At 73.8% G+C, this 22397-nt stretch carries 2 protein-coding genes; both read left to right on the top strand.

Annotated features, from left to right (window positions below):
• Positions 1-364 precede the first annotated feature (364 nt).
• Positions 365-14809 carry an amino acid adenylation domain-containing protein gene (locus ACFUNE_RS24530; RefSeq protein ID WP_383571925.1) on the top strand — a complete coding sequence of 4815 codons (14445 nt, stop codon included), beginning with the start codon at positions 365-367 and terminating at the stop codon, positions 14807-14809.
• A complete protein-coding gene (locus tag ACFUNE_RS24525; RefSeq protein ID WP_383571922.1) occupies positions 14806-22383 on the top strand; it encodes an amino acid adenylation domain-containing protein in 7578 nt (2525 codons plus the stop codon). Before ACFUNE_RS24530 ends, ACFUNE_RS24525 begins: the two co-directional genes overlap by 4 nt.
• The last annotated feature ends 14 nt before the right edge of the window (positions 22384-22397 follow it).

The following is a 22397-nucleotide window of genomic DNA, read 5'->3' as shown; positions in this document are numbered from 1 at the left end:
GAGCAGTGCCGTGGTGATCAAATCGGACCAACTCCGCTCTCATTTTGATCGATATTGATCAAACGCGTAAACAATTGGCCTTCGCTCGCACGCTGATACCCCGTCATGCGTGTTGTTCACGCGTTATTCATCAATCATCCGTAGGCCTCGCCGTGGCCTGCCCTCGATACGTGAAGCCACGCATGTCTCATTCCGGGTCGTCGCGATCCGGTACGAGCCCCTGAGAGCACCGGAGGGGCATCGGTGGCGCAGCTTCCGTCCCCGCGTCGGTCGACCGTACCCAATGGCCGGCGTGAAGGTGTGGCCGGTTTTCGACCCGCCTTGTTCGCCATCCCCGAAAACTCTCCCCAAAGGTGTCGCCGGCATGCATGAAAACCGCTCCCCCTCGTCGAATGCGGATCCCGAGGAGTTCCTCGGACTGACTGCGGCCCAGCAAGGTGTCTGGTACGGACAGTTGGTCGACCCGGACAGTCCGAAATACAACATCGGGGAATGCTTCGAGATTCAGGGCGACCTCGACGAGGGATTGTTCGCCGCCGCGCTCGGCCGGGCCGTCACCCTGTGTGACAGTCTCAACGTCGAGTTCGTCACCGCAGGGGAATCGGTTCGTCAGCGCGTCGTCCGCTCCGGGACCGGAGGGACGGACCGGCTCCGCCTGGTCGACGTGTCCGGTGCCGCCGACCCCGTCGCCGCCGCCGAGCGCTACATGACGGACGACATGGCGACCGTCGACCGGCTCGACGCCCCGCACCACCACTTCGCGCTCCTGCGTCTCGACCACCGGCTGCGCTACTGGTACCTCCGCTACCACCACATCGCCGTCGACGGCCTCGGAGGCGCGGTCTTCGCCCGCACCGTCGCCGACCTCTACGCGCGGGCCGTCCGTGGGGAGGACCTCGCAGCGGCCGAGCTGCCGGCCGCACCCCTGAGCGACCTCATATCCGACGAGGCGGCCTACGACGGTTCGGCCCGTCAGGAGGCCGACCGCGCCTACTGGACGCAGAAATTCGCCGACCTGGCCAACGATGGACCGGCGGCCCCGGGGAGCTCCCGGAACGACGCGGACACGCGCGGTGGCACGTCGCTCATCCGCAGGCGGACCGATGCCCCGGTGCCGGCCGAGCCCGCCGGAGCCGATGTCCAGCTGCACAACGGTGAGACCCTGCCCGTCGCCGTCCTGGACGGCTTGCGCCGGCTGGCGTCCGGCAGCCGCACCAGCTGGACCGCCGTTCTCGTCAGTGCGGTGGCCGCCTACGCCGCCCGGGTCTCCGGGACTCAGGACGTCAGCGTGGGCCTCGCCTCCAACGGCCGCCACGGGGGACTGCGGCACGTCGTCGGCATGACCGCCAACATCCTGCCGCTCCGGCTGACCATCACCCCTGACACCACGGTCGGCGCGCTCGTACGCGCCGTCGCCGACGAGATGCGCGGCGCCCTGCGCCACCGCCGCTTCTCCCGCGAACAACTCGCCCGTGAACTGAACATGGCCGACGAGGCGGCGCGTCTGACCGACGTCGTCGTCAACATCATGGGCTACGACTACGACCTCGACTTCGGCGGCAGCCCCGCCAGGTCACGCGTCCTGTCCATCGGTCCCGTCGACGACGTGTCCTTCTTCATCTCGGAGAGGTCCGAGGGCAGCGGGCCGCTGATCGGCTTCGACACCAACGCCCAGCTGTACCGCCCCGAGGACGTGCGGCTGCACCAGCGGGCCATCGTCTCCTTCCTGTCGGCCCTGTCCGGCGCGGCCGCCGACCTGCCCCTCCACGACCTGCCGTTCCTCGACGACCAGGAGGCCGGGGCGCTGCTCCTGCGGGGACGCGGCGCCGGGCTCCCGGCGGAGACCGTGGCATCGAGCCTGCCCGAGGTGTTCGGCGCGCGGGCCCGGCGGACACCGGACGCCCCGGCCGTGGTGGACGGCGCCGTCACGCTCACCTACCGGGAGGTGGCCCGGGCCGCGGAGGACCTGTCCTGCGCCCTGGCCGGATGGGGAATCGGCGCCGAGGACGGCGTCGGCGTGCTCGTGGGCCGCTCGGCAGCCGTGGTGCCGGCCACGCTCGGTCCGGTCGTGGCGGGCGCGGCCTACGTACCGATGGACGCGGCCTGGCCGCACGAGCGGCTCGCCCGCGTCGCGGAAGTCGCCCGTGTCCGCGCCCTGGTGGTCGACGAGGCCGCCGCCGGACAGCCCTGGGTGGTGGAGACGGCCTCCGTCATGCCGGTGGTCGTCGTCGACGGTCTCGGTGGTGTCGTGCGCGGTCGCCCGCCGCGTCCGGGACCGCCGCCGAGCACGGTCCTCGGCGGCCGGCTGGCCTACGTCATGTTCACCTCCGGCTCCACCGGCCTGCCGAAAGGGGTGGGTGTCACCCATGCCGACGTCCTGGCCCTGGCAGCCGACGCCACCTGGGCGGACGGCGTGTCAGACGCCGTCCTGCTGCACTCGGCCCAGGTCTTCGACGCATCGACCTTCGAGATCTGGGTGCCCCTCCTGAACGGCGGCCGCGTGGTCGTCGCACCGGCCGGCGTCCTGGAGGCACGGACCGTCAGGGAGATGACCGGCCGGCACGGGGTGACCGCGCTGTTCCTCACCACGGCCCTGTTCAACCTGGTGGCCGAGACGGACCCGTCGGCCTTCTCCGGTCTGCGCCTGATCGCCGCGGGGGGTGAGGCCGCCTCGCCGACCCTGATGCAGCAGGTGGCCGCCGCCTCACCCGCTACGCGCGTCCTGCACGTGTACGGGCCGACGGAGACCACGACCTTCGCCACGCACCATCCGGTGGCGGCCGGAACCGAGGGCGTGCCGCCCATCGGCCGGGCCCTGGACGGGATGCGGCTGTACGTGCTCGACGCGACCCTCGGCCTGGTGCCGCCGGGCGTCGTGGGGGAGCTGTACGTGGCGGGCCGCGGTGTCGCCCGGGGCTACCTGGGGCGCAGAGGTCTGACCGCCACACGGTTCGTCGCCGACCCGTACGACGTGTCCGGTGGCCGTATGTACCGCACCGGCGACCTCGTGCGCTGGACCGCCGGCGGTGAGATCGAGTACGTCGGGCGCGCCGACGGCCAGGTCAAACTCCGCGGCTTCCGCATCGAGCCCGCGGAGATCGAGAACATCCTGCTCACGGACGGGACCGTGCGCGCTGCCTGCGTACTGGTCCGCGAGGACGTACCCGGTGACCGGCGGCTCGTCGCCTACGTCGTGCCGGTTCCCGGCACCCGTCCGGACGGCGCCGCCCTCGCCCGCCGTGTCGGGAACGCCCTTCCCGCCTACATGGTGCCCTCCGTGTTCGCTCCCCTCGACGCGCTTCCCCTCAACGCCAACGGGAAGGTCGACCGCCGCGCGCTGCCCGCGCCCCGCGCCTCCGCCACCGCTGCCGCGGGACGCGCCCCGCGTACCGCCTACGAAGAGGTCCTGGCCGGGCTGTTCGCCGATGTCCTGGGTGTGGAGGCCGTCGGTGTCGACGACAGCTTCTTCTCCCTGGGAGGCCACTCCCTGCTCGCCACCCGCCTCACCGGCCGCGTTCGGGCGGCCCTGGGCACCGAACTCACCCTGCGGACGCTCTTCGACCACCCCACCGTCGCCTCCCTCGCGACCGTCCTGGACACCGCAGCCCCGGCCCGGCCCGCGCTCACCCCGCAGCGGCGGCCCGAAGCGGTGCCCCTGTCCTTCGCACAGCAGCGCCTGTGGTTCCTCAATCAGGCCGAGGGCTCGGGAGACACCTACAACATCCCGCTCGTCCTCGAACTGGACGGCCCGCTCGACGCGGGAGCCCTGCGCGGTGCCCTGGCCGACGTCGTCGCCCGGCACGAGAGCCTGCGCACCGTCTTCGCCGTCCGCGACGGGGTCGCCCGCCAAGTCGTCCTCGACGCGGATGTCGCGGGATCACTCGTTCCCCTGGCCGTCGAGTCGGCCCCCTCGGAGGAGGACCCCGCCGCCTGGGCCGAGGAGGCGGTTCGCCTCTTCGCCGCCGCTCCCTTCGACCTCACCGGCGACACGCCGGTCCGTGCCCGGCTGCTCCGCCTGGGGCACACCCGCCACGTCCTCGCGCTCGTGCTGCACCACGTCGTCGCCGACGGCTGGTCCCTCGCACCGCTCAGCCGTGACCTCGGCGCCGCCTACCGCGCCAGGACCGAGGGCGGGGGCGCGCCCGACTGGCCCCCGCTGCCCGTCCAGTACGCCGACTACGCGCTCTGGCAGCGCGGGCTGCTCGGGGAAGACGATGCGCCGGACGGCCTGGCCGCACGCCAGCTCGCCTTCTGGCAGGAGGCGCTCCGAGGGGCCCCCGGTCTGCTCGACCTGCCCCTCGACCGGCTGCGACCGGCTGCTCCCAGCCACCGGGGCGACACGGTCCCCTTCGAGCTGCCCGCTGCCGCGCACACGGCGCTCACCCGGCTCGCCCGTGCCGAGGGCTGCACCCCCTTCATGGTGCTCCAGGCCGCCCTTGCCGTGACGCTGCGGGCCCACGGCGCAGGCACCGACATCCCGCTGGGGACGGCGGTGGCCGGACGCACCGACGACGCCCTGGAGGATCTGGTCGGGTTCTTCGTCAACACGGTCGTGCTGCGCACGGACCTCTCCGGCGACCCGACCTTCCGTGAGCTGCTCGGCCGGGTGAAGGAGTCCGGCATCGCCGCCCTCAGCCACGGCGACCTCCCGTTCGAACGGATAGTGGAGGCGCTCAACCCCGAGCGGTCGGCCGACCACCACCCGCTCTTCCAGACCATGCTGGTCCTCCAGAACCAGGAGCGGGCGGGGCTCGAACTGCCGGGAGTCACCGTCCACGACCGGTCCCGGCACACCGGCGTCAGCAAGTTCGACCTGACGTTCTCGCTGACCGAGGCCGCCGGCGCCGGTGAACCCACCGAACCGGCAGGGACCACCGCGGAGCCGGAGCACGCCGGCCTCGGTGGGTACCTGGAGTACGCCACCGACCTCTTCGACGCCGCCACCGCCCGCGCCCTGTGCGACCGCTTCGCCCACCTCCTCACCCGGGCGGTGGCCGACCCCGACCGTCCCATCGGCGATCTCGACCCGCTCACACCGGGCGAGCGCGGCCGGCTCCTCGCGCTGGGACGCGGCGCGGAGCGGACGCACCCCGCCCCGAGCGCTCCCGAAGCGGTCCGGGAGTGGGCGTCACGCACCCCCCACGCGGTCGCCGCGCGGGACGCGCACACGAGTCTCACCTACGCCGAACTCGACGCCCGTGCCGACGCCCTCGCCCAGCTCCTGCGTGAGCGGGGCGCGGGCCGTGAGGACCGGGTGGCACTCGCCCTGCCGCCGTCGGTGGACACCGCCGTCGCCATGCTGGCCGTCCTGCGGGCGGGTGCCGCCTACCTGCCGGTCGACCCGCAGTATCCGCCGGCCCGCATCCAGCACATGCTCGACGACGCCCGGCCCGTCCTGCTTCTCACCACCGCGGACGTCCGAAGGGACCTGCCCGTACACGGCATACCGTGGCTCGCCCTCGACGACCCGTCCACCCTGACCACCGGCCCCACCACGCCCACTGCCGCTCCGGTCGCACCCCACCCGGCGGATCCCGCCTACGTCATCTACACCTCCGGCTCCACCGGCCGGCCCAAGGGAGTGGTGGTGCCGCACGCCGCCCTGGCCGGTCACATGGCCTGGATGGCGCGGCACCTGGGCATCACCCGGGAGGACCGGGTCCTCGCCCGCACCTCCACCAGCTTCGACGCCTCCGTGTGGGAGCTGTGGCTGCCGCTGATGAACGGCGCCGAAGTCTGCGTACTGCCGGCCGAATCCAACCAGGATCCCCGGACTCTCGTCTCCTGGATGAGCCGGTACGACGTCACCGTCGCCCAGTTCGTACCGTCGCACCTTGCCCTCGTCCTCGCCGAGGCGGCGCACTCCGCGCCGCTGCCGGGACTCCGCGCCGTCCTGTGCGGTGGTGAACCGCTGCCGCGCGCCCTCGCCGACGACGTCGCCGGTCTGTGGCGGGCCGAGGTGCACAACCTCTACGGGCCGACCGAGGCGACCATCGAGGCCACCGCCCACCGGGCCGGCGGCCCCGGGGACGCCGGGACACCGTCCGAGACCGTTCCGATCGGCCGCCCCGTCGACACCATGCGCGCCTACGTGCTCGACGACAGGCTGCGGCCCGTACCGCCCGGAGTCACCGGCGAGCTGTACCTGTCGGGTGCCCACCTCGCCCGCGGCTACCTGGAGCGCAGGGGACTGACCGCCGCTCGGTTCGTCGCCGACCCGTTCGACGCCACCGGCGCCCGCATGTACCGGACGGGCGACCTCGTGCGAGGGAACCGGGACGGTCTGCTCGACTACGTGGCGCGCGCCGACGACCAGGTCAAACTCCGTGGTTTCCGCATCGAGTTGGGTGAGGTCGAGGCGGCACTCCTGGCCAGACCCGGCGTCACGGCCGCGTGCGCCATGATCCGCGAGGACATACCCGGCCGGCGCCGCCTCGTCGGCTACGTCGTCGCCGGTGACCCGGCTCCTCGCTCCGCCGCCCTGCGCGACGACCTCGCCGAGACGCTGCCGCACCACATGGTGCCCGGCGCCGTCGTCGTCCTGGACGACCTGCCGCTGCTGCCGAACGGCAAGGCGGACCGGCGCGCACTGCCGGAACCCGACGCGGACACCGACACCCCCGCAGGCCTGGGAGGGAGCACCTTCCAGGAGGACCTGCTCGCCGGGATCTTCGCCGATGTCCTGGACCGGCCGGTCGTCGGCCCGCACGACAGCTTCTTCGACCTGGGCGGTCACTCGCTCCTCGCCATGCGTGTCGTCAGCCGCGTCCGTGCCGTCCTGGGCGCCGAGACCACCGTACGCACGCTCTTCGAGCACCCGACCGTGTCGGGGCTGGCCCGCGTCCTCGACACCCAGCGCCGCGCGCGCCCACCGGTGGTACCCGCGGTACGGCGCCCCGATCCGCTTCCGCTGTCCTTCGCGCAGCAGCGCCTGTGGTTCCTCAACCGGCTCGAGGGACCGAGCTCCGCCTACAACATCCCGCTCGTCCTCGAGCTGGGGGGAGTGCCGGATGTCGACGCCCTCCGAGCCGCCGTGCGCGACGTCGTGGAACGGCACGAGGCACTGCGCACGCTCTTCCCCGAACGGGACGGTGTACCCCACCAGTCGGTCCTCCCCGCCGCCGACGCCACACCGCGCCTGCCCCTCGTGACCACGGCTCCCGCCGATCTGGAGGCACACGTCCTGGCCGCCGTGCGCGAGCCGTTCGACGTGGTGACGGACCTCCCGCTGCGCGCCCTGCTGCTGCGTTCCGCACCCGGTCACCACGTCCTGGTCCTCGTCCTGCACCACATCGCGGGCGACGGCTGGTCGCTCGCCCCGCTCGCCCGTGACCTGGGTGAGGCCTACCGGGCACGGGCCGGGGGCGTCGAGCCCGGATGGACGGAACTCGGCGTCCAGTACGCCGACTACACCCTGTGGCAGCACGCGGCCCTGGGGGACGACACGGCGCCGCAGAGCGTGCTGCGGCAGCAACTCGACCACTGGCACACGGCGCTCGCGGGTCTGCCCGGCCTGATCGAGCTGCCGCTGGACCGGCCGCGCCCGGTCACGACCGACCCGAGGGGGGCCGTCCACACCTTCGAGGTACCGCCGGACCTGCACTCCCGTCTCCTGAGCCTGGCCCGGGAGTCGGGCAGCAGCCTCTTCATGGTGCTCCAGGCGGCGGTGGCCACTCTCCTGCACCGCCACGGCGCGGGTGACGACATCCCGCTCGGCTCGCCGGTCGCCGGCCGCTCGGACGAGGCCCTGGAGGACCTGGTCGGGTTCTTCGTCAACACACTCGTCCTGCGCACGGACCTGTCCGGCAATCCGTCCTTCCGTGAACTGCTCGTGCGTGTGCGGGAGTTCGACCTGGCCGCGTACGGGCACCAGGACGTGCCCTTCGAGCGCCTCGTCGAGAGCCTCAACCCCGTGCGGGCACGCAACCACCACCCGCTGTTCCAGACCATGCTGGTCCTGCAGAACCAGGAGACGGCCCGCGCCGATCTGCCGGGCCTGACCGTCGAGGGGCGGCTCGTCCACAACGGCCTCAGCAAGTTCGACCTCACCTTCGCCTTCACCGAGGAGCGCGCCGAGGGCGTGCTCGACGCCGGGATCGAATACGCCACCGCGCTCTTCGACCGGACCACCGTCGAAACCCTGGCGGCCCGTCTCGTCCGCCTCCTGGAACAGGTGGCGGACGACCCCGGCCGGCCCCTCGCGGGCTACGGCCTGATGACGTCGGACGAGCAGACCCGCGTACGGCACTGGGGCACCGGCCTTCCCCTGCCCTCCGATCCCGCGGCCGCCACGCTGCCCGCGCTCTTCGCGGCCCAGGCCCTCCGCGCTCCGGAGGCGGTGGCCGTCGTCGGCGACGACACCGCCCTCACCTACGCCGAACTCGACCGTCTGTCCGCCGAACTCGCCGGCGCGCTGGCGGGCCTCGGCGTCGGCCCGGAGGACGGGGTCGGCGTCCTGCTCGGCCGGTCGCCGGCCGTGGTGTCGGTGTCCCTCGGAGCGGTCCGTGCGGCAGGCGCCTACGTCCCGCTGGACGCCCGCTGGCCCGAGGAACGGCTCGACCAGGTCGCCGGGGTGGCGTCCGTACGGGTGCTCGTCGTCGACGAGGAGGCCCTCGCCTCCCCCTGGGTGACCGCTGCCGCCCGCCGGATACCGGTCCTGGCGGTGGACCGGGCCGGCCGCGTCCTGCGGGGCGCGCCCGAGCGGCCCGGTGTCCCCGCGCCCGTACCAGGCCCCGGGGCCCTCGCCTACGTGATGTCCACGTCCGGCTCCACCGGCCTGCCCAAGGGGGTCGGTGTCACGCACGCCGACGTCGTGGCGCTGGCGGCGGACTCCGCCTGGGACGACGGCGCCGCCGACGCGGTCCTGATGCACTCGGCGTACGTCTTCGACGCCTCCACCTTCGAGATGTGGGCCCCGCTCCTGCGCGGCGGCCGGATCGTCGTCGCGCCGGACGGAGTCCTGGAGGCCCGTGTCCTCGGCGACGCCGTCCACGAGCGGGGAGTGACCGCCGTCTTCATGACCACGGCCCTGTTCAACGTGATGGCGGAGACCGATCCGGGTGCCTTCGCCGGCCTCCGCCTCGTGTGCGCCGGAGGGGAGCTGGCCTCTCCGGACGCGATGCAGCGGGTGGCCGGGACCGCCCCCGGCGTGCGCGTCCTGCACGTGTACGGCCCCACCGAGACGACCACGTTCGCCACCCGCTACGACGTGACGGCCGGCCTGCCCCCGGGCCCGCCACCCATCGGGCGCGCGCTGGACGGCATGCGCCTGTACGTCCTCGACGGCTCCCTGGGACCCGTCCCGCCGGGCGTCGTGGGCGAGCTGTATCTCGCCGGACGCGGTGTGGCACGCGGGTACACCGGCCTGCCCGGCATGACCGCCACGCGCTTCGTGGCCGATCCGTTCGACCCGGCGGGCGGGCGCATGTACCGCACCGGCGACCTGGTGCGGTGGACCCGCGACGGGCAGATCGCGTACGTCACCCGCGCCGACGGCCAGGTGAAGCTGCGCGGCTACCGCATCGAACTGGGCGAGATCGAGTCCGTGCTGGCCTGCTGCGACGGAGTCGCCGACTCCTTCGTGGTCATCCGCGAGGACACCCCCGGCGACCGGCGGCTCGTCGCCTACGTGGTCCCCGGGCCCGGGGCGCGTCCCGAGCCCGGCGAGCTCGCCCGAGCGGTCGGCCGGTCCCTGCCCGCCTACATGGTGCCCTCCGCCTTCGTCCCGCTCGACGCCCTGCCGCTGACCGTCAACGGCAAGGTGGACCGCCGCGCCCTGCCCGCACCCGGCCATCACGCTCCGGACCGGGGGCGTGCGGCGCGCACCGCACGCGAGGAGATCCTCTGCGCCGTGTTCGCCGACGTGCTCGGCCTGGACGGCGCCGGAGTCGACGACGACTTCTTCGCGCTGGGCGGCCACTCCCTGCTCGCCACCCGGCTCGCCGCGCGGATCCGTACCGCGCTCGCCGTGGAGGTCCAGGTCAAGGCGGTCTTCGAGCACCCCACCCCGGCCGCGCTCGCCGCCGCGCTGGACGGCGCCGAAGAGGCCAGGAGGCCTCTGGAGCGGGCCCCGATCCGCCCCGATCCGCTTCCGCTGTCCTTCGCACAGCAGCGCCTGTGGTTCCTCGGCCGGCTGGAAGGGCCCAGCGCCACCTACAACGTGCCCCTCCTGCTCCGCCTCGACGGTCCGCTCGACGTGGAAGCCCTGGAGAGCGCGCTCGCGGACGTCGTCGGCCGCCACGAGAGCCTGCGCACCGTGTTCCCCGACACCGACGGCGTGGCACGCCAGCTCGTCCTCGACGCCGACGGCGCCGACCTCGATCTGACGCCGTACGACACCGAACCGGCCCGCCTCGGCGAGGTCCTGACCGCCGAGGTGGCGCACACCTTCGACGTGAGCGCGGAACTCCCCGTACGGGCGCGGCTGGTGAGGACCGGTGCCGAGAGCCACGTCCTCGTCCTGGTCATCCACCACATCGCGGGCGACGGCTGGTCGCTCGCCCCGCTCGCCCGCGACCTCGGTGAGGCCTACCGGGCACGGACCGAGGGTGTCGAGCCCGGATGGACGGAACTCCGCGTCCAGTACGCCGACTACACCCTGTGGCAGCGTGAGCTGCTCGGGGACGAGGACGACCCGTCCAGCCCGGCGGCCCGGCAGCTGGACTTCTGGCGCACCGCCCTGGCAGGAGCCCCCGACCTCCTCGATCTGCCCTACGACCGGCCTCGCCCCGCCGTCACGGCCTACACCGGGGACGCGTTCGCGTTCCCCGTCGACGCGGACACCCACCGGGCCCTGACGGACCTCACCCGTGCCCGCGGATGCAGCCTCTTCATGGTGCTCCAGGCGGCGCTCTCGGTGCTCCTCTCCCGCCACGGCGCCGGTGAGGACATCCCGCTCGGCACCGCGGTCGCGGGGCGCACCGACGAGGCCCTCGACGACCTGGTGGGATTCTTCGTCAACACCCTCGTCCTGCGCACCGACCTCACCGGGGACCCCACCTTCGGTGAGGTGATCGACCGCGTCCGGGAGTTCGACCTGGCCGCGTACGCCCACCAGGACGTGCCGTTCGAGCGGCTCGTGGACGCGATCAGCCCCGCCCGCGCCCAGAACCACCACCCGCTGTTCCAGACGATGCTCGTGCTCCAGAACCAGGCGGACGCCACCGTCGACCTTCCCGGTCTCACGGTGACGGAAGAACACGTGCACACCGGGATCAGCAAGTTCGACCTGACCTTCACCTTCACCGAGAGGCACGACGGGGCGGGCGGACCGGCCGGCCTCGAGGCCGTCCTGGAGTTCTCCACCGAACTCTTCGAACCCGCCACCGCACGGACCCTGGCGGCCCGGCTGACCCGCCTGCTCGCCTCGCTCGCCGCCGACCCCGGCCGGCGCGTCCACTCCGTGGACGTCCTGGAGGCGGCCGAGCGGCAGAGCCTCGACCGCGCCGCGCACGGACCGGCCCGGCACGTGACCGCGCGCACGGCACCCGAGGCGTTCAGCGCGCAGTGCGCACGGACGCCCGGTGCGACAGCGGTGCAGGAGGGCACGGGCGGTCTCACCTTCGGCGAACTCGACGTGCTCTCGGACGATCTGGCACATCACCTGCACGGCAGGGGCACAGGCCGGGGCGACCTCGTCGCCCTCGCCCTCGAAGGGACCGCGGACCAGGCCGTGGCGATGCTGGCGGTGGTCAAGGCGGGAGCCGCCTACCTGCCCGTCGACCTGGAGTACCCCGAGGCACGCATCGCGTACATGCTCGACGACGCCCGCCCCGGGCTCCTCCTCACCCACGGCACCGCCCGTGCCGGGCGGCTCGCGCCGTCCGTCCCGTGCCTCCCGCTCGACGACCGGGCCGCCTGGTCCACCGGAGGCACCCCGCCCGCCGACGCGGCGCCGGACCCTCTCGACGCGGCCTACGTGATCTACACCTCGGGCTCCACCGGACGGCCCAAGGGCGTCGTCGTCACCCACGCCTCCCTGACCAACCACATGGCATGGATGGCGGACCACGTCGGCCTCACCGACGACGACCGCATCCTCGCCCGGACCTCGCCGAGCTTCGACGCCTCGGTCTGGGAGACCTGGCTGCCCCTCCTGCACGGCGGTGCCACCTGCCCCGTGCCCCAGGCCGCCAACCACGACCCCGCCGGGCTGCTGGCCCGGATGCGCGACGCGGGCGTCACCCTCGTCCAGTTCGTGCCCCCGCACCTCTCGCTCGTCCTCACCGAGACCCGCCCCGGCGAAGCACCGGCGACCCTGAGGGCCGTCCTGTGCGGCGGCGAGGCCCTGACCCGGTCCCTGGCGGAGCGCGTCGCACAGGCCTGGCAGGTCGAGGTGCACAACCTGTACGGGCCCACCGAGACGACCATCGACGCGGCCGCCCACCCCTACCGGCGCGGGGCCCCGGGGAGCCCGGCGGGGGAGGGGAGCGTGCCGCTCGGCCGCCCCGTCGACAACACCCGCGCCTACGTCCTGGACCCCGGACTCCGGCCGGTCCCGCCCGGCGTCACCGGTGAGCTGCACATCGCGGGCGACGGACTGGCGCGCGGCTACCTGGGACGCCCCGGCCAGACGTCCGCGAGGTTCGTCGCCGATCCGTTCGGGCCCGCCGGAAGCCGGATGTACCGCACCGGCGACCTCGTCCGGCGGGACGCCGACGGCCTGCTCACCTACGTGTCCCGCGCCGACGACCAGGTCAAGCTGCACGGCTTCCGTATCGAACTCGGTGAGATCGAGGCGGCTCTCACCGCTCTCGACGGCATCGCCGCCGCGTGCGCCCTCGTCCGTGAGGACCACCCGGGTGAGCGGCGCCTGGTCGCCTACACCGTGCCGGACCCACGTGGCGGCACCCCTGCGCCCGACGAGGGCGAGGTACGGGCCCGCCTGGCGTCGGCGCTGCCGCCGTACATGGTGCCCGCCGTCCTCGTCACCCTCGACGCGCTGCCGATGACGCCCAACGGCAAGACCGACCGGCGCGCCCTCCCCGCCCCGGAGCGCCCTGCCGCCACCCGTCCGGGCGGACAGCCGCGCACCGCGCAGGAACGCGTCGTCCGCGACGTGTTCGCCTCGGTGCTGCGCGCCCCCGACGTACGCACCGACGACGACTTCTTCGCCCTGGGCGGCGACAGCATCCTCTCCATCCAGCTGGTCAGCCGCGTCCGGGAGGCCGGCCTGGCCGTCACCCCGCGCGACGTCTTCGTCCACCGCACGCCCGAGGCCATCGCGGCCGCCGCCACGACGCTCGACCGGGCCGTCACCGCACCGGCGGGACAGGGCACGGGGACGATGCCGCCGACCCCCATCGCCGCGTGGTTCCTGGAGCGGCCGGGCGCCTCGGACGGCTACAACCAGTCGGGGGTGCTGCGCACACCCGCGGGAGCCGACGAGGGCTCTCTCGTCGCCGCACTGCAACTCCTCATCGACCACCACGACATGCTCCGTCTGCGGGTCGTACGCCCGGCGGAGGGCGAAGCCATCCTCGAAGCCCTGCCACCCGGTACCGTGCCGGCCGGCCGCCGCTTCACCCGGATCGACGTCCGCGGTCTCGGCGCCGACGCCGTCCGCGCCGCGGTCACCGGGGCCGGCGAAGAGGCACGCAGGCGACTGCGCCCCGCGGACGGGGACGTGGTCGAGGCCGTCTGGTGCGACGCCGGCCCGCACGCACGCGGACGGCTGCTGCTCGTCGTGCACCACCTGGCCGTCGACGCGGTCTCCTGGCGCGTCCTCGCCGACGATCTGGCGACCGCCTGGCAGGCCGTCACCGGTGCGGCGGCCCCCGGCAGGAGCGCCACCACGGCGGCGCTGTCCCCCGTCACCACGTCCTACCGGGACTGGGCGCGACTCCTCGCTGAGCAGGCGCTCGACGCCGGACGTGAGGCGGAACTCCCTCTGTGGGAGTCGGTGTCACGGACCCCGGACCCCCAGCTCGGGTACCGGACGCTCGACCCCCACCTGGACACCGCCGACCGGACGCGGACCCTGGTCACGCACCTGCCGGCCGCATGGACGAAGCCGCTGCTCACCACGGCCCCCACCGCCTTCCACGCGGGGGTGGACGATGTCCTGCTCACGGGCCTCGCTCTCGCCGTCTGCTCCTGGCGGGCGGAACGCGCCACCGTGCCCGGCGGAGCCCCGCCGGACGGCACCGGCGTGCTCCTCGACCTGGAGGGCCACGGCCGCGAGCAGATCGCGGACCACATCGACCTGTCCCGCACGGTCGGCTGGTTCACCAGCCTGTACCCGGTGCGGATCGACCCCGGGCCCGTCGACACGCGTGATCCCCGCCTCTTCGGCTCCGCGCTGGTCGAGCGCGCCGTCAAGCGCGTCAAGGAGCAGTTGAGAGCCGTCCCCGACCACGGCGTCGGCTACGGAATGCTGCGGCACCTCAACGCCGCCACCCGGCCCCGGCTGGCCGGCGCGCCCGAACCCCAGATCGGCTTCAACTACCTCGGCCGGTACGCGGCTTCCCCGGAGGGGGAGGGCTCCGACTGGGATGTGGTGCTCGACGGCGGCGGCCCGCGCAGCCAGGACCCGGACATGCCCGTCCACCACGTCCTCGACATCAACGCGCACACCGAGGACCGTCCGGACGGTCCACGTCTGGTGACCCGCTGGACCTGGCCCAGCGACCTCCTCAAGGAGGAGGACATGGAGGCGCTGTCCGACGCCTTCACCCGGGCCCTGCGGGCCATCGCCGAACACACCGAACAACCCGGCGCGGGCGGCTGGACGCCGTCCGACCTTCCCCTGGTCTCGCTCGACCAGACCCAGATCGACCGACTTCAGAACATGTGGGGTGGACGCAAGTGACAGGGTTCCAGCTGGAGGACGTGCTGCCTCTGACGCCGTTGCAGGCAGGCATGCTCTTCCACGCGCTGTACGACTCCCGGGCCGTGGACGTCTACACCGCGCAGTTCGTCTTCGACCTCGAGGGCTCCGTCGACGTCGCCGCGCTGGGCGCCGCCGTCGCCGGTCTGCTGCGGCGGCACGCCAACCTGCGGGTCGGCTTCCTCCACGAGGGCCTGGACGAGCCCGTGCAGGCCGTCGCGGCCGAGGTCCCGGTGCCGCTGGAGGAGCTGGATCTGACGCTTCCGGACGGGACGGGCACGGCGGGGGAGCGGCTCACCTCGTTCCTCGCCGCCGACCGCACCCGCCGCTTCGACCTCACCGCTCCGCCGCTGATGCGGTTCACGCTGGTGCGCACCGCGCCGCTGCGCCACCGGCTGGTCATGACGAGCCACCACATCCTGCTCGACGGCTGGTCGATGCCCCTGCTCGTGCAGGAGCTGTTCGAGCTGTACGCACGCCGCGGGGACGACAGCGCCCTGCCCCGCGTCGCCCCGTACCGCACCTACCTCGCCTGGCTGGCCCAGCAGGACCGCCCAGCCGCGCTGGACGCCTGGCGCACCGCCCTCGCCGGGATCGAGGCGCCGACCCGGCTCACCGGGCACGGCGGGGCGCACGTGCCGGACTCCGGCGAGCTGCCCGGAACCCTCGTCCTCACCCTGGATGCGGCCACGACGCACCGGCTTCGCGAGACGGCCCGCGCCCACCGGCTCACCCTCAACACCCTGGTCCAGGGCGCCTGGGGGCTGCTCCTCACCCACCTCACCGGGCGCGGCGACATCGTGTTCGGGACGACCGTGTCCGGGCGCCCTCCGGAGATTCCCGGCATCGAGTCGATGGTCGGCCTCTTCATCAACACGGTGCCGGTGCGGGTCCGCCCGGAGCCCGGCGACACCCTGGGCGCGCTCCTGGCCCGGCTCCAGGAGGAGCAGGGCCGCCTCCTCGGCAGCCAGTACGTGGGCCTGACCGAGATACGCGGCGTCACCGGCCTGGACGAACTCTTCGACACCCTGGTCGTGTTCGAGAACTACCCGATGGACGCCGAGGCCCTGCGCACCGCGCAGCAGAGGCTTCCCGGGCTCGCCGTCACGGGGTTCAGCGGCACCGACGCGGCCCACTACCCGCTCACCCTCACGGTCGCCCCCGGCGACGCCCTGAAGATCACATTCGGGTACCGGGCGGCGGTGCTCGACCGCGACGAGGTGACCCGTACAGCCGCCCGCCTGCAGCGTCTGCTCATGGTGATGGCGGACGGGCTCGACCGCCGGGCGGACGCCGTCCCCGTCCTCCTGGAGGGGGAGCGCGACTCGCTGATCGCCCAGGGGCGCGGCACCGAACTCACGTGCGCCACGGCGGACATGAGTGTTCCGGACGCTTTCGCCCGGCGGGCCGACCGTCACCCGGACGCGGTGGCCGTGACCGGCCCGGGCGAACAGTTGACGTATCGTCAGGTCCAAGAGGTGTCGGCCGAGCTGGCCGGGTCCCTGGCAGGGCTGGGTGTCGGCGCGGAGGACGGCGTCGGGATTCTCATGGGACGCTCGGCCGCCCTGGTCACCGCCTCACTGGCCGCTCTGCGCGCCGGCGCGGCCTACGTACCCCTCGACCCGAACTGGCCCGTCGAACGGCTCGTCCGCGTCACCGGGACGACCCCCCTGCATGCCCTGATCGTCGACGAGTCGACCCGCACGCATCCCTGGGTGCGGCAGCTCGGTCCCGATGTGCCGGTGGTGTGCGTCGACGCCGCCGGGCGAGTCAGGAAGGGCGGACCCGACGCTCCGGGAGCCCTCGCCCCCGTCACGGGCGGCGCCCGGCTCGCGTACGTGATGTTCACCTCCGGCTCCACCGGCCTGCCCAAGGGCGTCGGTGTCACCCACGCCGACATCACCGCACTCGCGGCCGACCGCACCTGGGACGGCGGGGCCGTCGACGCCGTCCTGCTGCACTCGGCGTACGTCTTCGACGCCTCCACCTTCGAGATCTGGGCCCCCCTCCTCAACGGCGGCCGTGTGGTCGTCGCTCCCGAGGGCACCCTCCAACCCGCCGTGCTACGGGACCTGGTGGGCCGGCACGGCGTGACGGGGGCGTTCCTGACGACGGCACTGTTCAACGTCTTCGCCGAGACCGACCCGGGCGCCCTGGGCCTGCTGCGCCTGGCCGCCACCGGCGGCGAGGCCGCCGCCCCCGGGGTCCTCCAGCGTCTCGCCGCCGGCCACCCGGACACGGCGTTCCTCCACGTCTACGGCCCGACCGAGACCACCACCTTCGCCACCCGCCGTCGTGTGCTCCCCGACGACACCCCCGACGGCGTGCCCTCCATCGGACGGCCGCTCGACGGCGTGTGCACGTACGTCCTGGACGGATCCATGCGGCCGGTCCCGTCCGGTGCCGAGGGCGAACTGTACGTCGGGGGCCCCGGTGTGGCGCGCGGCTACCTGGGACGTCCCGGCCTCACCGCGACCAGGTTCGTGGCCGACCCGTTCGCGGGCGACGGGACACGCATGTACCGCACCGGAGACCTCGTGCGCCTGAGCGCCGACGGCACCCTGCACTACGTGGCCAGGGCCGACCAGCAGATAAAGCTGCGCGGCCACCGGATCGAACCCGCCGAGATCGAGGCGGTGCTCCGCGCCGAACCGTCCGTGCGCGCCGCCTGTGTGCTCGTCCGGGAGGACCGGCCCGGCGAGCGCACCCTCACCGCCTACGTCGTCCCCGCCCCCGGGCACGTCCCCGACCCCGACCGCCTGGCCTCGCACGTCGGACGCCACCTGCCCGCGTACATGGTGCCGGCCGTCGTCCAGCCGCTCGACAGGCTGCCGCTCACCCCCAACGGCAAGCTCGACCGGAAGGCCCTCCCCGCGCCCGCCGCCCCGTCGGCCGCCGTGCACCGGCCGCCGCGCGACGCGCACGAGGAGATCCTCGCCGGGCTGTTCGCGGAGGTGCTCGGTGTGGCCCGCGTCGGGATCGACGACAGCTTCTTCGCACTCGGTGGCCACTCCCTCACCGCCACCCGGCTGGCCGGCCGCGTCCGCACTGCCCTGGGCACCGAGACCGAGATCCGCACCCTCTTCGAGAACCCCACCGTCGCGACACTGGCCGTCGCGCTGCGGGACGCGGACCGTACCGCCCGCCCCGCACTCGTCCCGCAGGAACGCCCCGCCGAGCTCCCGCTGTCGTACGCCCAGCAGCGGCTTTGGTTCCTCCACCGGCTCGAAGGGCCGTCCGCCACGTACAACATCCCCTTCGTCGTGCGCCTGGAGGGACCGCTCGATCCGGACGCCCTGCGCCGTGCACTCCACGACGTCGTCGTACGGCACGCCGCCCTGCGCACCGTCTTCCCGGAGCGGGAGGGCGGGCCGGTCCAGCACATCACCGCCCCGGACGACGTCAGCCTCCCCTTCACCGTCGAGTCCGTCGGCGAGGACGGCCTCGCCGGCCGGATCGGAGAGGCCGCGACCGCGCCGATCGACATCGAGCACCGCCTCCCGGTCGAGGCGACCCTGCTGCGCCTGTCCGACGAGGTGCACGTCCTGGCCCTCGTGATCCACCACATCGCCGCCGACGGCTCGTCACTGGCACCCCTCGCCCACGACCTCGGCGTCGCCTACCGTGCCCGTGCCCGCGCCGAGGCACCCGTGTGGGCCGGCCCGTCCGTCGACTACGCCGACCACACCCTCTGGCAGCGCCGGCTGCTGGGCGACGAGCACGACCCGGAGAGCCTCGTGGCGCGGCAGCTCGCCCACTGGAGGAAGGCGCTGGACGGGCTGCCGCAGATGGTCGACCTGCCGTGGGACCGGCAGCGCCCGGCCGTGCCCCGGCACCTGGGTGCCACCCACGACTTCTCCCTCGACGGCGGCACCGCCCGGCAGATCGCCGCCCTCGCCCGCACCGGAGGCTGCAGCGTCTTCATGGTGCTCCAGGCGGCGCTGTCGCTCCTGCTCTCCCGCCACGGTGCCGGTGACGACATCCCCCTGGGCACGGCTGTCGCCGGACGCACCGACGAAGCAGCCTCGGACATCGTCGGCCTCTTCGTGAACACGCTCGTGCTCCGCACGGACCTGACGGGCGACCCGACGTTCCTCGAACTCCTCGACAGAGTCAAGGAGTTCGACCTCTCCGCATACGCGCATCAGGACGTCCCCTTCGAGCGCCTGGTGGAGCTGCTCAACCCCGCGCGCTCGCAGAACCACCATCCGCTCTTCCAGACGATGCTCATCCTCCAGAACCACGCCCCCGCGGCTCCCCTGGACCTCCCCGGCCTCACCGCCGGCGGCGTGCCGCTCGACCCCGGGGTCAGCAAGTTCGACCTGTCGTTCACCTTCACCGAGACGTACGACGAGAGCGGCGCGCCCACCGGCATGCGGGCCGCCGTCGACTACGCGACGGAACTCTTCGACGCCGCCACGGTCCGCGCCCTCGCCGACAGGCTCGTCCTGCTCCTCGACGCGGTCACAGCCGACCCCGGCCGCCCGCTGCGCTCCTACGACGTCCTCACCGCCGGCGAGCGCACACTCCTCGCCGCCCGGGGGACCGGACCCGTCGAGGACCTGCCCGCCGCGACGGTCCCCGCGCTCTTCGAGGCATGGGCGCGGCGGACCCCGGACGCCCCCGCCGTCCGTGACGCCGCCACGACACTCACCTACGCCGAACTCGACGCCCGCGCCGACGTGCTCGCCCACCACCTCACGGCGCTGGGCATCGGCCCCGAGGACCGGGTGGCCGTGGCCCTGCCCCGCACGCACGACCTGGTCGTGACCCTCCTCGGCGTGCTCAAGGCCGGGGCGGCGTACGTGCCGCTCGACCCCGACTACCCGGCCCGGCGCCTGTCCTACATGCTCGACGACGCCCGGCCGCGCCTGCTGCTGACCACCCCCACGGTCCACCCCCGCCTGCCCGCGTCCGCGGTGCCGTACCTGCACGTCGGAGACCTGGGGGCCGCCCCGGCGTCCGTGCGGACCCGTCCCGCCCCGGTGCCGCGCCCCGCGAACCCGGCGTACGTCATCTACACGTCGGGCTCCACCGGCCGGCCCAAGGGAGTCGTGGTCACCCACCAGGGCGCCGGTGCGATGGCCAGGACCCAGATCGAGCGGCTGCGCGTCGCCCCCGGCAGCCGGGTGCTGCACATGGCCTCCGTCAGCTTCGACGCGGCCTTCTGGGAACTGTGCATGGGGCTGCTCTCCGGGGCCTGCCTGGTGATCGACGAACGGGACGCCCTCCTGCCGGGGCCCGCCCTCGCGACCCTGATCCAGGAACGGGGCATCACCCACCTCACGCTGCCGCCCGCCGTCCTCGCGGTGATGCCGCCCGCCTCCCTGCCCGCCGGGACGACCGTGGTCCTCGCCGGGGAGGCGTGCTCGCCCGCCCTGGTCCACGACTGGGCGCGGGACCGGTTCCTGGTCAACGCCTACGGCCCCACGGAGACCACCGTCTGCGCCACCATGAGCGGCTTCCAGCACGAGGACGGGCTGCTCGCCCCCGACCGCAGCGTGCCGATCGGAGTCCCCGTCAACGGCACCCGGGTCCATGTCCTGGACGACCGGATGGCCCCCGTGCCGCCCGGTGTCGTCGGCGAGCTGTACGTGTCGGGCGAGGGGGTGGCCCGCGGCTACCACGGCCGTGCCGCCCTGACCGCGTCCCGCTTCGTGGCCGACCCCTTCGACCGTACGGGGGGACGCATGTACCGCACGGGTGACCTGGTGCGGTGGACGGCCGACGGGGAGCTCGTCTACGTCTCCCGCGTCGACGACCAGGTCAAACTCCGTGGCTTCCGCATCGAACTCGGTGAGATCGAGACCGCGCTGACCGACCTGCCCGGTGTCGCTGCGGCCTGCGCCGTCGTCCGGGAGGACCGGCCCGGGGACCGCCGCCTGGTCGCGTACACGGTGCCCGCGGACGGCTCGGCAGGCCCCGGCGAGACCGAACTGCTCTCCCACCTCGCCACGGTCCTGCCCGGCCACATGGTCCCCGCGGCCTGCGTACGTCTCGACGCCCTGCCCCTCACCCCCAACGGCAAGACGGACCGGCGGGCCCTGCCCGCGCCCGACCGGGGCGCACGGCCGGGGGGCCGGGCGCCCCGCACCGCCCGCCAGCGGGCCCTGTGCGAGGTGTTCGCCCGGACGCTCGGCGTGCCCGAGGTAGGAGTCACGGACGACTTCTTCGCCCTCGGCGGGCACTCGCTGCTCGCGGTGACCCTGGCCCGGCGCATCGACGAACGCTGCGGCCGACGCCTCAGCCTCCGGGCCCTGTTCTCGGCGCCGACCGTCGAAGGAGTCGACCGCCTCCTGGGGCACACCGCCGGGGAGGACGACCAGGAGCAGACCGAAGGACCCGACCTCGCGGCCGAGGTGAGGCTGCCAGCGGACATCACGGGTACCGGCCGCCCCGGTGCCGCTCCGGAGCCCCTCACCTCCCGCCGAGTCCTCCGCCCGGGCACCCGGCCGTTCCTGACCGGCGCCTCGGGCTTCCTCGGCGCCTTCCTCCTGCGCGACCTCATCGAGACCACCGACGGCCCGGTCGACTGCCTCGTACGGGCCGGGGACGAACGGCGCGCGGCACACCGGCTGCGGGCCAACCTGGAGCACTACGGCCTGTGGCGCCCCCGGTACGCCGAGCTGGTCCACCCCGTCCCCGGCGACCTCGCCGCCCCGGGCCTGGGCCTCTCGCCGGAGGACCGGTCCGCCCTGGTCCGCCGCCTCGGCCCCGTCCTGCACAACGGCGCCCACGTCAACTTCGCCGCCGGGTACGACGATCTGCGCGCCCCCAACGTGGCCGGCACCGAGGAACTGCTGCGCCTGCTCGCCGACTCCGCCTCACCCGGGATGCACTACGTCTCGACCACCAGCGTCTACGCCCCCGTGGGCGGCTCCGGGAACCTCACCGTCACGGAGTCGAGCCCGACGGGCCCGGCGTCCGGTCTGCCGGACGGGTACGCACAGAGCAAGTGGGTCGCCGAGGGCCTGGTCGGTCTGGCCCGCGAACGCGGGCTGCCGGTGACCGTCCACCGCCCCGGCCGCATCAGCGGCGACACCGTCACCGGTGCCTGCCAGGACCGGGACCTGCTCTGGCAGCTCATCAAGGGGTGCCTCCAGGCGGGAGCGGTGCCCGACCTGCCGTACGGGACGACGGACTGGGTGCCCGTGGACCACGTCAGCGCCTCGGTCGTCGCGCTCGCCCTGACAGGCCGGGACGGAGCGGAGACCTACCACCTCACCAACCCGGACGCGCCCGGGCTGGACCGCGTCTTCGAGGTGGCGGCCCGTCTCGGGCACGACCTGCGCACGGTCCCTGCCGAGCAGTGGCAGGCCCTCGTCGCGGGACAGCACGACAACGCGGCGCAACTGTTCCTCGGCGACGACGAGGGGCGGACCCGGCACGACACGCAGGACCGCCGCCGCTTCGACTCCAGCCGGACGGCCGGGGCCACGGCTGCCCTGGGGCTGCATCTGCCACCGCTCACCGACGAGGTGCTGACCCGCTACCTGACGTACTTCCATGGAACAGGGTTCCTGCCGGCCCCGCACGGGGCCCCGGCCAGGCGGTAGCTGCGCACGGCGGG

Source organism: Streptomyces sp. NPDC057287, from assembly GCF_042667905.1.
Lineage (GTDB): Bacteria > Actinomycetota > Actinomycetes > Streptomycetales > Streptomycetaceae > Streptomyces.
The sequence above is the reverse complement of the archived record's forward strand: the minus strand, read 5'-3'. Positions and strand labels throughout refer to the sequence as shown.